Raw genomic sequence first — 13,528 nt, forward strand, 5'->3', positions numbered from 1 at the left:
GAGCATCATGACCGAGCGCCAGTACACCGTGGTACGCAACGACGAGCACCAGTACTCGATCTGGCCGGCCGACCGGCAGCCGCCCGAGGGCTGGCAGGCCCAGGGGTTCGCCGGGCCCAAGGACGACTGCCTGGCACACATCGACGAGATCTGGACCGACATGCGCCCGCGCAGCCTGCGCGAGCACATGGCCGCCACCGCCCGCTAGCCCTTCCCCGCCGGCCGCTCCGGACGTCCGGGGCGGCCGGCACCTCCGCCGCCGCGCTGCTCCCCTGGAGATCCCATGACAAGCCTGCTGCACAACCCTACGTACGACGTGATGCACGACCCCGCGCCGATCCTCACGGCCGGCGGCGCGGGCTCTCCCGAGTCCTCCGGCCATGTGGAGCTGAGGAGCGACACCTTCACCCTGCCGACCCCGGCCATGCTGGAGGCCGCCTCCCGCGCCCCGCTCGGCGACGACGTCTACGGCGAGGACCCCACGGTGACCCGGCTGGAGGCCCTGGCGGCCGACCTGCTGGGCAAGGAGGCCGGCTGCCTCATGCCGAGCGGCACCATGGCCAACCTCACGGCGCTGCTGGCGCACTGCCCGCGCGGAGGCAAGGCCATCGTCGGCCATGAGTCGGACATCTACGTCTACGAGGCTGGTGGCGCCTCACTGTGCGGCGGCATCGTCTACGACGCACTGCCCAACCAGCGCGACGGCACGATCGACCTGGCCGACATCGAGGAGGCCTGCACGGTCGACCGCTCCGACCCGCAGATCGCGCCGCCCGCGGTGATCAGCCTGGAGACCCCGCAGAACCGGTGCGGCGGGCTGCCCCTCCAGCTCGACTACCTGGCCGAGGTAGGCCAGCTCGCCCGCCGTCACGGCGTCGGACTGCACCTGGACGGGGCCCGGCTGTTCAACGCGGCGGTGGCGCTCGGCGTCACGCCCGCCGAGATCGGGCACTACGCCGACACCATCCAGGTGTGCCTGTCCAAGGGGCTCTCGGCGCCGATCGGATCCGTGCTCGTGGGCGACCGCAAGCTGATCGCGCACGCCCGGCGGATGCGCAAGATGCTCGGCGGCGGCATGCGCCAGTCCGGAATGATCGCCGCGTGCGGCATCATCGCGCTCACCGAGATGACCGACAGGCTGGCCGAGGACCACGAGAACGCGACCCGGCTGGCCAGAGGGCTGTCCAGGCTGCCCGGCGTACGCCTCGACCCCGGCCCGCCGGTGACCAACATGGTCTTCTTCCGCATCCGCGACGACCGGTACACCACCAGGTCGTTCATCGCCGCCGCGGCCCGGCGGGGCGTGCGGGTGGAGGAGCTCGGTCGCGGGCGCATCCGGGCGGTGACGCACGCGTACGTCGGGCGGGAGGCCATCGACCGGGCCATCGCCATCTTCGCCGACCTGCTGGCCCCGGGCCCCCGTGGCGCCGAGTTCCCGGCCCGCCATGAGAGCGGGATGATGCCGCGACGATAAGGGTACTTCGCATCGTGGAGGTGAGAGGAAACGCCGGAACCAGGGAAGGACCGGACCATGAAGCGCATCCAGCTCCCCAAGCGCCCCTCCAAGCACCTGCGCGAGCAGCAGCCCGATCTTCGCACGCCCTCCGGGCGGAGACTTCCCTACTGAAGAGCACGAGGGCCCGGCTCGTGAACGACGAGCCGGGCCGCCGGCGTTCAGGCGAACGCCACGCCGTACGTACGGAACCAGTGGTCGAACTGCACCAGGAACCCCAGCGCCCGGACGCTGCCCAGGGTGGTGGCGGGCTGCGGGCCGCCGGGGTCGAGCAGCGCCCTGACCGCGCCCGGATCGAGCAGGTCCTTCAGCGGACCGGCCGGATCGGCGACCGCGTCGCGCACCCGGGCGCGCAGCGATGCCACGTAGGCGGGGTTCTGCATGGCGGGGTAGGCGCTCTTGGGCCGGTTGAGCACCTCGGCGGGCAGCAGATCCGCCACGGCGCGGCGCAGCAGCCCCTTCTCGATGCCGCCGGCGTTCTTGAGCCGCCACGGCACGTTCCAGACGTAGTCCACCAGCCGGTGGTCGCAGAACGGCACCCGGACCTCCAGCCCCGCCGCCATGCTCATGCGGTCCATGCGCGTCAGCAGGAGAGGCAGGAAACGCGTGAGGTACAGGTGGCCGACCTCGCGCAGCCGCCGCTCGGCGGAGCTCTCCCCGCCGAGCCGCGGCACCTCCCGCATCGCCTGCGCGTAACTCTCGGCCAGGTACGCGCCGGGCCGGCACCAGGCCGCGGCCTCCGCCCCGAGCAGGCCCGCCAGGCCCAGCGGCGCGGCGCGGTACCAGGGGAAGAACCCGGTGGGCTCGGCCGCCTCCCTGGCGAACCACGGGTAGCCGCCGAACACCTCGTCGGCCGACTCGCCCGACAGCGCGACCGTGCAGTCCCTGGCCACCCTGCGGAAGAGCAGGTGCAGGGAGATGTCGGCGTCGCCCAGCCCCGGCAGGTCGCGCGCCCTGGTCGTGGCGTCGGACCAGGCCAGCAGGTCGGGCACGTCGAGCAGCACCTCGGTGTGGCTGGTGCCGACGTGGGAGGCGACCGCCCGGGCGTAGGGCGCGTCGAGGCTGTGGTGCAGCGTGGTCTCCTGGAAATGTTTGCCGCTGTCGTGGAAGTCGACCGCGTAGCTGCTCAGCTTGTCGCCGTACGCGCCGCCCCGGTAGGACCGGGCGCCCAGGGCCGTCACCGCGCTGGAGTCCAGGCCGCCCGACAGCAGGCTGCACAGCGGCACGTCGGAGACGAGCTGCTCGTCCACCGCGCTGCTCAGGAGCTCGCGCACGCGCCGCACGGTCGCCTCGTCGCCGTCCTCGTGGGGCCGCGCGGTCAGGCTCCAGTACGTGCGGTGGCGCGTGCCCCGCCTGCTCACCCGTACCAGCGTTCCGGGGCGGACCTCGGACAGGCCGCGCAGGGGGGAGCGGCCGGGCGTGGGCGCCGACGCGGCGGCGAAGAGCTCGGCGAGCCCGTCGGCGTCGATGACGGGCGCGAAGCCGGGGTTGGCCAGCAGGGCCTTGGGCTCAGAGCCGAAGATCACTCCGTGCGGGGTCCCGGTGAAGTACAGCGGCTTCACGCCGAGCCGGTCCCGCACCAGCACCAGCTCTTCGGTACGCCCGTCCCAGATGGCCAGCGCATATATTCCGGACAGCCGTCCGGCGAAATCCTCTCCCCATTCGAGATAGGCACGCAAGACCACTTCCGTGTCACACGTGGTGGTGAAGCGGTGGCCCTTGGCCCGTAATTCATCGCGCAATTCGCGGAAATTGTAGACCTCGCCGTTGTAGGTCATCGCGACCGCCTCCGCCACCGCGGGCTGGGCGCCGCCCGCCACGTCGAGCACGGCCAGCCTGCGGTGCCCGAACCCCACGTGACGGGCGGTCCACACGCCGGAACCGTCAGGGCCCCGGCAGGCCAGCGTCTCGGTCATCGCGGCCAGCACGTCGCGGTGGTCGCGTAGGTCACGTTGCCAGTCGACCCATCCGACTATTCCACACATCGCCGAACACCTTTCCGTGAGAGCGGCCTGAAATCGGTGATATGCCGAACACCCCGGACGGGGCAAGCGACCTGCGGGACTTCCCCCTGGGTCCGCGCATCAGGGGATTTCCCCTGATTGTGTCCCGCGGCTGTTGCGGGGACCTTGGAGACACAGGGAAGTCAAGGAGGACCCATGTCCCTCAGAACCCGGCCCGGCCGCTGGACGGCCCGGCCCGTAGGCGACGCGCAGCGCATCCTGTTCTGCCTGCCCTACGCGGGTGGCAGCGCGAACGTGTACCAGGAATGGCCACGGGAGATCCACGGGGCCGCGGTGATCCCGCTCCAGCTGCCCGGCAGGGGGAGCAGGTTCAGCGAGCCGCCGCACCACGACATGGGCGCTCTCGTGGACGACCTCCTCGCGGGCGTGCGCACGTACCTTGACCGGCCGTTCGCGATCTTCGGGCACAGCATGGGCGCGCGGATCGCGTACGAGGTCGCCTGCGCCCTGCTGGAGCGGGGCTGGCCGCTGCCCGAGCGGATCATCGCGGCCGGCTCGCCGCCGCCGCACCTGGGGCCGCCCGCCGCCGCCCACCTGCTGCCTGACCAGGAGTTCCTGGCTCACCTGCGCGGGCTCGGCGGCACGCCGCCCGCGTTCTTCGACTCGCCCGAGCTGGTCGACCTCGCCCTGCCCACCCTGCGAGCCGACTTCGCCGTGGTGGCCGGACAGTCCTGGGCTCCCCGCACGCCGATCCCGGTGCCGATCGACGCGCTGTGCGGCGCCGCCGACGCCGCCGTTTCCGTGGCGGACGTCGCCGCCTGGGGCGACCTGACCGGCGGGCCGTTCAGCATGCGCGTGCTGCCGGGCGACCACTTCTTCATCCACGAGGAGCTGCCCACGGTGCTGGAGTCCGTGGGAGAGCTGCTCGGCCAGCTCCAGTTCAGCCGCGGCTAGCGGCGAGAAGGGACACCCATGAACGACTACGGCCAGGTCATCGAGCAGCGCTGCGACGCCTTCCGCAGCCGCCACCACCGCCGCCTGTCCTGCCCGCGGGACCTGGACGGCATGTTCTCCCGCATCCACGCCCTGGACCAGAAGGACGAGCTCTTCCTGCTGATGGTCCGGGAGCGGCACGGAGCTTCCTGACCGCCGGCCCGCCCCGCCCGCCGCAGACAGAGGGAACCGCAACCATGTCTCACGATGATCCGCGGGCCGGATGCGTCCGCAGCGCCGGCCTCGCCTCCATCGCCGTGGACCACGCCCAGCTCAGCTACGAATACCTCGACGCCGGCGACGTCGACGCCTACGCCTCGCTCTTCGAGAAGGACGTGGTGCTGAGCAGGCCAGGCCTGACCGTGCGCGGCCGGACCGAGCTGGAGCGCTTCCAGGAGAAGCGGGTCGGGCGCTGCCACCACACGGTGAGCACGGTCATCGCCTCCACGGAACACATCGCCGTCGTCGGAAGCCGTACGCGGGAGCCGGACGAGCCCGGCGAGGGGCCGTTGGAGTTCGCCGACGTCTTCACGCTCTCCGCCAGCGGCCTCTTCTCCGCCCAGCAGACGTTCTACTTCATCGCCCCTGGCTGACCTAGGAGGATGGCATGTCGGAGGAGTATGTGCTCACGTTCGCCTGCCCCGACCGCGCGGGCGTGGTTCACGCGATCTCCGGATTCCTGCTGCGGCACGGCGGCAACATCCTGCAGAGCCAGCAGCACGGGGACAACGCCTCGAGCCGGCTGTTCATGCGCGTGCACTTCAGCGCGCCGGGCGACCTCGCGGAGCTGCGGGCCGACTTTGCCCCGACAGCCGAGAGCCTGGGCATGCAATGGCGGCTCGCCGACGCCTCCGCCAGGCCGCGCCTCCTCATCATGGTCTCCAAGTACGGCCACTGCCTCAACGACCTGCTCTTCCGCCGGCGCATCGGAGAGCTGCCCGCCGACATCCCGCTCGTGGTGTCGAACCATCCCGACCTGGCCGACCTGGTGACCTCCCACGGGATCCGCTTCGAGCACGTCCCCGTGACCCCGGACACCAGGCAGGACGCGGAGGACAGGCTGCTGGCGCTGGTGGAGGAGCATCGGATCGACCTGGTCGTTCTGGCCAGGTACATGCAGATCCTCGGCGACGACGTGTGCAAGCAGCTCGACGGCAGGGCCATCAACATCCACCACTCGTTCCTGCCCAGCTTCAAGGGCGCCGGGCCGTACCGGCAGGCTCACGTCCGCGGGGTGAAGCTGATCGGCGCGACCGCGCACTACGTGACCGCCGACCTGGACGAGGGGCCCATCATCGAGCAGGAGGTCGTCCGCGTCGACCACACCTTCTGTCCCGACCGCCTGGCCGCCGCCGGGCGCGACGTCGAGTGCCTGGCGCTGGCGCGGGCGGTCCAGTGGCACATCCAGCACCGGCTCCTTCTCAACGGCAACCGGGTGGTGGTGTTCAGGTAGGCGAAGCCGTCACGAGGCTGTCACGAACCTATCGTCGCGCCATCACGGGACGCACCCGGCGGCGATAAGCCGCGCGATAGGGCCGCGAATGACTCCTTCCATACCTTCTGAGGCATCGCAGCAACCAGCCGAAAGCCCAGGTGAAGGGGTCCCCGCCATGCAGATCAAGAAGATCGTCATCACCGCCACGATCTCCCTCGCCACCCTGCTCGGCCCCGCCACCGCCATCGCCTACGCCGACACCCCCTGGGACGGACCCACCCCCACCACCGACACCCCCTGGGACCAGCCCACCCCCACCAACGACACCCCCTGGGACGGCCCCACCCCCACCAACGACGACACGCCCTGGGACTAGCTCCACCCCCACGAACGACACGCCGTGGGACCAGCCCACTCCCGCCCCCGTGGGCTGAACCCGCCCGAATCCGGCAGCCGACCCCGGCAGCCGGGTCACCCCCGGTCAAGGAGGGCCGCGACGATCTCGTCGGCCCTCCTTGACCACTGTTCGGCCTGCCGTTCCTGGAACATGGCCAGCGCCTTCTCCGCGACCGCCAGCGCCTCGGTGGTGTCACCCTTGACCGTCAGGATCTCGGCCAGGTCGAGCCGGATCTGCGAGGCGCCCAGATGGTCCATGATCCCTTCCCGGACCTCCACCGCCTGCCGCAGCATGCGCTCGCTCGTGTCGAACTTCCGCTGCCGGCCGTACACGATGCCGAGGTTCTGCAGGGCGTAGCTCTCGCCGATGATGTCGCCGATGTCGCGCACCATGCGCAGGACGGTGCCCTCGACCTGCTCGGCCCGCTCGTAGTCGCCGCTCAGCAGGTGCGTCTTGCAGAGCTTGTTCAGCACCTGGGCCTCCACCCGGCGGCTGCTGGTCTCCCTGACGATCTCCAGGGCCCGGTTCAGCCGTTCCTCCGCCGCGGCGTACTGCTGCAGGTCCAGCTCGATCTGCGCCATGTTCGCCAGGACGTGGGCCTCGCCGACCAGGTCCGTGTGGAGCCGGAACCCGGCCAGTGCCTGCCGGTACAGCTCCGCGGCCCTGTCCAGCTCCCCCTGCCGGTAGTGGAGCAGGCCCAGGTTCCGCGAGGCCAGGGCCGTACCGTGCTCGTCGCCGAGTTCGCGGAACTGGGCGAGCGCCGACTCCAGCAGCGGGCGCGCCAGGGAGGTGCGGCGCTGGTTGAGATGCATGGAGCCGAGCGAGCACATGAGCGCCGACATGCCGCGCACGTTGCCCGCCGACCTGGTGGCGATCAACGCCCTCTCGTGCGTGTGCTGCCAGTCCTCGAAATAGCTGCGGGTCTCGAAGAGGGACACCAGGGTGACCGCCAGGTCCCAGCACGCCTCGTCCAGGCCGTGGTCGGCGGCCTGCATCACGGCGGCGCACAGGTTGCCCCGCTCGCGTTCGAGCCAGTCGAGCGGGCTCTCCAGCAGCCGGTCGAGGTGGTGGCCCGGGAGTGTCCAGCGCGGGGCCGAGCCGTGCAGGAGCGTGTAGTCGCCCCCGTGCAGGCGGCGGTGCGCCTCCTCCGCGATGTGCAACCATGCGCCCGTCACCCGGCCGAGTACGGTGAGCCTGGTCGGCTCGTCCTCGTGCTCGTGCAGCCGCTCCCGGGTGAACACCCGGATGAGGCCGTGGAACTTGTAGCGCGGATCGCCGCCCGCGTCCACCCCGGCCACGTCGAGCATCTGGTCGTCGACGAGCTGCTCCAGCCGGTCCATGGCGCGGTACACGTCGTCGTCGAGCAGGGCCCCGGCGAACCAGGCGGGGATCGTCACGGACTCCGCCACGCTCAGCAGCCGCAGGAGCCTGCGGGTGCGCTCGTCCATGCTCTCGTACGTGAGCGAAAGGCTCTTCCTGACGACCATCTCGCCGTGAGCGAGCTCGTCGAGCCGGTGCCGCTCGTCGGCCAGGCGGCCCACCATCGAGGCCAGCGACCAGTGCGGGCGGGCGGCGAGCCGGGCCGCCACGATCCTCAGCGCCAGCGGCAGGCCGCCCACCACCTGGGTCAGCGCGGCGGCGGCTTCCGGCTCGGCCGCCACCCGGTCGGGGCCGATGACCTTCCCGATCAGCTCCAGTGACTGTTCCTGGTCCATGACCTCCACGGGGAGCTGCAGCGCGCCGGGCAGCCCGGTCAGCCGCGCACGGCTGGTGATGATCACCGCGCATCCGGCGCTGCCCGGCAGCAGCGGGACGACCTGGGCCTCGCTCTCCACGTCTTCCAGCATCACCAGCGTCTGCGTGTTGGCCAGCATGCTGCGATAGGTGGCGGTACGCTCCTCGACGCTGCTCGGCACGGCAGGGCCCGGGATCCCGAGCGAGCGCAGGAACGTGCCAAGCGTGTCGGCGGGTGGCACGGTCTGAGGCTGGCTGCCCCGTAAGTCCCGGTAGAGCTCCCCGTTGGGAAACTCGCCGGACAGGCGGTGAGCGAGGTGCACGGCCAGGGAACTCTTGCCCACCCCCGCCTTGCCGCTGATCACGACGATGCGGACCGCCTCGGCATCGCCTCCGCGTAAGAAGTTCTCCGCCGTCTCGATCAGGGACCGATGCCCGGTGAAGTCCGGGATGTCGGTCGGGAGCTGGTGCGGGGTGACCGACAGGAGCACCGCGGGCTGTTCGGACGCGGACGCGGCGGTGGCGGTGACGTGAGCCGGCCGGTCGAGCAGCAGCGACTCGTCGCCCGCCAGGATCGCCGATTCGAGCTGGCGCAGCTCCTCGCCCGGCTCCAGGCCCAGTTCCTCGATGAGGTGTGTACGCCCGGCCCGGTAGACGTCGAGGGCCTCCGCCTGCCGTCCCGATCTGTACAGGGCAAGCATCAGCTGGCCGCGCAGCCGCTCGCGCAGCGCGTTGCGCCGCACCAGGTCCGTCAGCTCGCCGATCAGCTCGCGGTGCCTGCCCAGCTCCAGTTCGAGGTTGATGCAGGTCTCGTGGGCGGTGAGCCGGGACTCGTCCAGACGCAGCGCCTTGCTCTCCAGCACCTGGCTCGCGACCCCGCTGAGCGCGGGTCCCCGCCACAGGGACAGCGCCTCCCGCAACATCTCGGCCGCCCCGAGGATGTCCTCCGCCTGCGCCAGGTTCCCGGCCTCGTGCACCAAGCTCTCGAAGCAGTACGAGTCCAGATCCTCCGGCGTGATGCTGAGCTGGTAGCCGGGCGAGCGCCGGACGATCTCGGCCTCGACCGGCAAGAGCGTGAGCAGCCGCCTCAGTGCCGAAATGCAGATCTGCACCTGGCTGCGCGCGCTCGACGGAGGATCCTCGTCCCACACGGCGTCGATGAGATGCTCGGTGCTGACGATGTGGTTGGCTTCCAGCAGCAGCGCCCCGAGAACGATCGGCTGCCGCCCGGGTGCGATGGGCACGACGGTGTCGCCGTTGCAGAGTTCGATGGGCCCGAGGATCCGGAACGGCGTTCCAAAACCCCCAGCCACTGCGCGGCCCCCGAGTCATTCTGAGTAACTTGACAAGCACGCGTTCCATGCCCGCCTGACACCGGTGAGGTGCGGCGTCGGGGGCGGTATGGAAGGTTGTTGCGATCAACGTATATAGGGACAGGTGCCGCGTCAAGGACCCAATTCCTCTACCTTCCAAAAGGGTCGATTAGCGGCGGTCGCGCGGCTGGAATTGGCCGCCATTTCCGGCCACCGCACTTTCCTGAATGCCGCACGCAAGCGATCTTCTGACACTCTTTGCGGCCGACGGCAGTGCGCGCCCACCAGCGTGTTGTATCGACATAAAGGCACGGCCGTGACGAACTAAATCACCGACCCGGCCGTACCCATGTCAGCTCACCCAAGATTCTTCCAGACCGCTGAATTACGGGGCACGCGGGCGTCCCCGTAGTCTTCCGGGCCCCGTTATGGTTCGCGACCTGCTCGTCGGATACCTCGGCGGCAAGCCGGTGCCGGCCGGAAGCCTGGTGCTGAGGATGCTCAGCCGGCCTCCGGTTCGGTGAGCCCCACCAGGGACGGCAGCGCCGCGAGATCGTCCAGGACGAAGGTCGGCTGGTCGGGTGCCGTGTGCAGGTCGGCCGGATCGGTCACACCAGTCAGGACGAGCGCTGTGTCCAGGCCGTTGCGCGTGCCCAGACGAACGTCTGTTTCGAGCCGGTCCCCGACGACGAGCACCTCATGAGCGGCGGCCCGCAGCCGATCGAGTGCGGCGTGCGCCATCATCGCCGACGGCTTGCCCACGACGACCTCGACCCGGCGTCCGACGGTCACCTCGAGAGCGGCGATGATTCCCCCGCAGTCGGGGACCTCCCCATCGTCGACGGGACAGGTCGGGTCGGGGTTCGTGGCGACGAACCGGGCTCCGGCCCGCAGCGCGCGGAACGCCTCCATCCACTTGCGATAGTCGAAGGTACGGTCGAACGAAACCACGACCACATCCGCGTCGCGGCCGCTGTCGACGAGACCGATGCCGTGTCCGGCGAGTTCGGCGTGCAGGCTCGATTCGCCGACCAGCAGGACCCGTGCGCCCGCCGCCTCGGCCAGGAGCCAATCTATGACCACGCCACCAGAGGTCAGCACGTCTTCCGGCGCTGCGGCCACGCCCAGCGCCCGCAGCCGTTCGGCGTACGATGCCGAGGAGCGGGTGGGGTTGTTGGAGACGAAGAGAACGGGCACGTTCGCCGCGCGCATCCGCTCCAAGCTCTCGACGGCTCCCGGCAGCGGCCGGCCCGCTCGATACACGGTGCCGTCGAGGTCGCAGATCACGGCCCGGTACGCGCCCCGGCGCGCGCCGGGGCGCACGGTCCGGCCTGCGCGCCTGCACTCGTTGTCGCCTCGCACGGGGTTCCTCTCGTCAGTGGGGCCCGGAAGTCCTGCACGAATGACGTCTGCCCTCACCGGACCGTCATGGACCGGACGAGGTCAACCAGGCGCTGCGTGACGATCTCGCTGATCTGCTGCCCCTTTTCCGCGGAGGCGGCCTGGGGGTCGCCGAACACGCCCGTGGACGAGACGTCGGCGAAGCGGCGGTAGATGATGGCGCTCCCCGAGCGGAGCATGTCGGCGGTGTCCCAGCTGAACCAGCTCTTGTTCTCGCGCGGCGGTATGGCGGACTCGTCAACGAGGTGGGGGGCGATGGCCAACAGCAGCGAGGTTTCGAGTTCGCATGCGTGACCGACACCGCCCGGGCCGGTCGTACTGATGGCGAGCAGGGCCTCGGAAGCTATCTGCCACCACGCCGTCCGGACGATCTTGCATTCGGGCCGGCTGTGCCCGAGCTGTTCCAGGGCGACCTGGGCGATGCCTTCGTTGCCACCGTGGGCGTTGAGAATCAGCAGGCTGGTCATGCCGTGCCGCAGAGCTGAGTCGGCGGTCTGCACGATCTGGCGCAGCAGCGTTTCGTGCGTCAGGGACAAGGTGCCGGGAAAGTCGTCGTGGTGCTTGGAGTAGCCGACCGAGACGGTGGGCAGGATCAGCACGTCGTCACCGAGGTGCCGGTCGATCCCCTGACAGAAGTGGTCGACGAGGATACGGTCCGTCGCCAGCGGGAGGTGTGGTCCGTGCTGCTCGACCGCACCGAGCGGGAGTATGACCGGCAGGGACCTGTCGACCGTGGCGAGTCGGGCCGAGGTCATCTGTTCCCAGTACGTCATGAGGCGGCTCTCATCGTGCGACCGCCCACATCTCCACTTCGACGAGGAGCCCGTCGAGCAGGGCCGCTCCGACCACTGTGCGCACGGGGCAGGGTTCCGGCATGTACGTCCGGTAGACCGAGTTGAAACGTCCCCAGGTCGCCATGTCGGTGAGATAGGCGTTCACCTTCACGACGTCGGCGAGCGTGCATCCGGCGAACGCCAGCTGGCGTCGGCAGTTCTGGAGAGTGAGATGCGTCTGCTCTTCTATGTCATCCCCGACGACCGAGCCGTCCTGCACGATCGCGGCCTGGCCGGACACCACGACCAGGCGGTCCGCCCGCACGGTCAGGACCGGGGAGTAGGGCCCGGCGGTGGCATGTTGGGTGGCATGGGCAGGGAGGTCCTTCGCGGGGGACGCGACGGAGCTGTCCCCCATCGGGTTCGGCAGCCGGCCGATGAACCCCCTGATGCGCCAGCGATCGGCGTCCCGCCGGCAGAGGTAGAGGGTCTGCCAGTTGAGGTGCACCAGTCCACCGTCGCGACGGCGGATCGTCCCGTCGAACTTCTTGTGCGCGACAGCGTCCGCCTCGTGAATCTCGATGTCCCGCAGCGTCGTGGCCTCCCGCAACCCGGCCTCCAACGTGTCAGCCGGAACGGCCGCGCCCAGTTCCGCGCTGCCCGCCGACCATGAGTCACGGTAGGCCGCGAGATTCTGCCCGACTCTCCAGGAATCGGGGTTCGACGTCCTTCTGGCATCGATCGACACGAATTCCGACGAGCTGACATAGTCGGCCTCGACCATGGTCCACTCGTTGCGGACGTACGCGCTGATGTCGCGATCGACGAGCATCGTCCAGATCGCGCCGCGATCGGGATCTGCTGGGAATGGGTTCTCTGGGCTCACTGCGGCAGGTACTCCTTCTCGGCTGTCCGGAACTCGACGCGGGCCTGCTCGTCGAGCTCGACGCCTAGACCGATTCCGTCTGGAAGAAACGCGTAAGGGGGCTCGATCCGTAGTGGTTGGCGGAGCAGGTCGTGGGACCGGATCAGGCGTCCGAAGATGTCGCTGGGCTGCACGCACGTTCGTGCGGCGGCGCAGGAGTGGAGATAGGCGGCCTCCGCGATACCGAGGTCGACCTGCGATCCATGCCAGGTCGGCAGGTTGAACAGGTCCAGGGCGTGGTCGAGGCGACGGAAATCGCTCAACCCCGCGGTGATGTTGAACATGTCCGCGGTGCCGCGCTGGAGTACCGCGACGGCTTCACTGCCGCGGTCGGAAAACTGCGGGTAGGCGAGCGACAGGTGGCGTGCCAGCGGTATCGGGACGACGGATCGCAACCGTGACCACTCATCGAGCATCCAGTGCGGGATCGGATCCTCAAGGCAGGCGACATTGCCTATCTCGGCCAGCGCCAGCCCGATGGCGCGCGCTTCTGCGAGGTGTTCGAAGCGGCCGTTGGGATCGAGGACGACGGACATGGCGGGTGCCCGCTCGGCGATGGCTCCGCACCACGCCACGACGTCGTCCTCGAGCGAGCACTTGAACTTGACGGTCGTGAAGCCCGCGGACGCGAAGGAGCGGACCAGATCGCCGACGTCATCCACTGGGCGGTGGCTCGACCACGCGCTCACCGCGACCCGGTCGCGCAGCGGTCCGCCGAGCAGGTCGACGACCCTCAGCCCGAGGGATCGCGCGAACGCATCCCAGACGGCCATCTCGAAGCCGTCGAACTCGTGGACACGAGGAAGCGGCACGTCCTGCATGCTCACTGACCGCAGATCCAGGCCCACCAGCGCGGTGGCCAGCGCGTCCACGGACTCCCAGTCGTGCGCGCGGTACAACTCGCCGAGGCCCACCGTCCCGTCCCGCAGCTCGAGTTCGAGGATGACCTTGGGCATCTCGTCGAACTGGACGGACCAGCTCGCGGCGCCCTTCCACGGCTTGTTGTGCAGCGGGCGGTGAAGCGATGGCGACTCGATGACTCCGGGATGCGCGGGCACGACGACCTCGGTCGCGCGGATC

13 protein-coding genes are annotated in these 13,528 nt (G+C 69.9%); 7 read left to right on the forward strand and 6 right to left on the reverse strand.

From position 1 onward, the window contains the following. The first annotated feature begins 7 nt into the window (after positions 1–7). Positions 8–208: an MbtH family NRPS accessory protein gene (locus ABGB14_RS11395; RefSeq protein WP_347643562.1), complete on the forward strand. Its 201-nt coding sequence runs from the start codon at positions 8–10 to the stop codon at positions 206–208. 75 nt (positions 209–283) lie between these two features. After that, positions 284–1,474: a GntG family PLP-dependent aldolase gene (locus ABGB14_RS11400; protein ID WP_347643563.1), complete on the forward strand. Its 1,191-nt coding sequence runs from the start codon at positions 284–286 to the stop codon at positions 1,472–1,474. A gap of 200 nt (positions 1,475–1,674) precedes the next feature. Here ABGB14_RS11400 and asnB read toward each other — a convergent pair whose 3' ends face one another. After that, positions 1,675–3,498 carry an asparagine synthase (glutamine-hydrolyzing) gene (gene asnB / locus ABGB14_RS11405; protein ID WP_347643564.1) on the reverse strand — a complete coding sequence of 608 codons (1,824 nt, stop codon included), beginning with the start codon at positions 3,496–3,498 and terminating at the stop codon, positions 1,675–1,677. 174 nt (positions 3,499–3,672) lie between these two features. Between asnB and ABGB14_RS11410 the strand changes: the two genes are divergently transcribed. The 5 genes from ABGB14_RS11410 (at position 3,673) to ABGB14_RS11430 (ending at position 6,281) form a co-directional block, all read left to right on the forward strand. After that, positions 3,673–4,431 carry an alpha/beta fold hydrolase gene (locus ABGB14_RS11410; RefSeq protein ID WP_347643565.1) on the forward strand — a complete coding sequence of 253 codons (759 nt, stop codon included), beginning with the start codon at positions 3,673–3,675 and terminating at the stop codon, positions 4,429–4,431. An 18-nt stretch (positions 4,432–4,449) separates the two neighbouring features. Continuing rightward, the gene (locus ABGB14_RS11415; protein WP_347643566.1) at positions 4,450–4,623 is read left to right on the forward strand and encodes a hypothetical protein; all 174 of its coding nucleotides are present in this window, start codon (positions 4,450–4,452) and stop codon (positions 4,621–4,623) included. Between the two features lie 44 nt (positions 4,624–4,667). Further along, the gene (locus tag ABGB14_RS11420) at positions 4,668–5,063 is read left to right on the forward strand and encodes a nuclear transport factor 2 family protein (RefSeq protein ID WP_347643567.1); all 396 of its coding nucleotides are present in this window, start codon (positions 4,668–4,670) and stop codon (positions 5,061–5,063) included. Between the two features lie 14 nt (positions 5,064–5,077). Next, positions 5,078–5,923 carry a formyltetrahydrofolate deformylase gene (gene purU / locus ABGB14_RS11425; RefSeq protein WP_347643568.1) on the forward strand — a complete coding sequence of 282 codons (846 nt, stop codon included), beginning with the start codon at positions 5,078–5,080 and terminating at the stop codon, positions 5,921–5,923. A 157-nt stretch (positions 5,924–6,080) separates the two neighbouring features. Next, on the forward strand, positions 6,081–6,281 hold the full coding sequence (locus tag ABGB14_RS11430; protein ID WP_347643551.1) for a hypothetical protein: 201 nt from the start codon (positions 6,081–6,083) through the stop codon (positions 6,279–6,281). A gap of 95 nt (positions 6,282–6,376) precedes the next feature. Here ABGB14_RS11430 and ABGB14_RS11435 read toward each other — a convergent pair whose 3' ends face one another. The 5 genes from ABGB14_RS11435 to ABGB14_RS11455 all read right to left on the reverse strand — a co-directional run bounded on the left by ABGB14_RS11435 (position 6,377) and on the right by ABGB14_RS11455 (position 13,404). Continuing rightward, complete coding sequence (locus ABGB14_RS11435; protein WP_347643569.1) at positions 6,377–9,349, reverse strand: BTAD domain-containing putative transcriptional regulator; 2,973 nt, start codon at positions 9,347–9,349, stop codon at positions 6,377–6,379. A 501-nt stretch (positions 9,350–9,850) separates the two neighbouring features. Next, positions 9,851–10,711 carry an HAD-IIA family hydrolase gene (locus tag ABGB14_RS11440; RefSeq protein ID WP_347643570.1) on the reverse strand — a complete coding sequence of 287 codons (861 nt, stop codon included), beginning with the start codon at positions 10,709–10,711 and terminating at the stop codon, positions 9,851–9,853. Positions 10,712–10,764: 53 nt separating this feature from the next. Next, a complete protein-coding gene (locus ABGB14_RS11445; protein ID WP_347643571.1) occupies positions 10,765–11,523 on the reverse strand; it encodes a creatininase family protein in 759 nt (252 codons plus the stop codon). A gap of 10 nt (positions 11,524–11,533) precedes the next feature. Next, positions 11,534–12,307 (reverse strand): RidA family protein, encoded by a 774-nt coding sequence (locus tag ABGB14_RS11450; RefSeq protein ID WP_347643572.1) that lies wholly within the window; start codon positions 12,305–12,307, stop codon positions 11,534–11,536. A gap of 98 nt (positions 12,308–12,405) precedes the next feature. After that, positions 12,406–13,404, reverse strand: coding sequence for a mandelate racemase/muconate lactonizing enzyme family protein (locus ABGB14_RS11455; RefSeq protein WP_347643573.1), 999 nt, complete (start codon positions 13,402–13,404; stop codon positions 12,406–12,408). Positions 13,405–13,528 lie beyond the last annotated feature (124 nt).

This window comes from Nonomuraea sp. B10E15 (assembly GCF_039871615.1).
Classification (GTDB): Bacteria; Actinomycetota; Actinomycetes; order Streptosporangiales; family Streptosporangiaceae; genus Nonomuraea.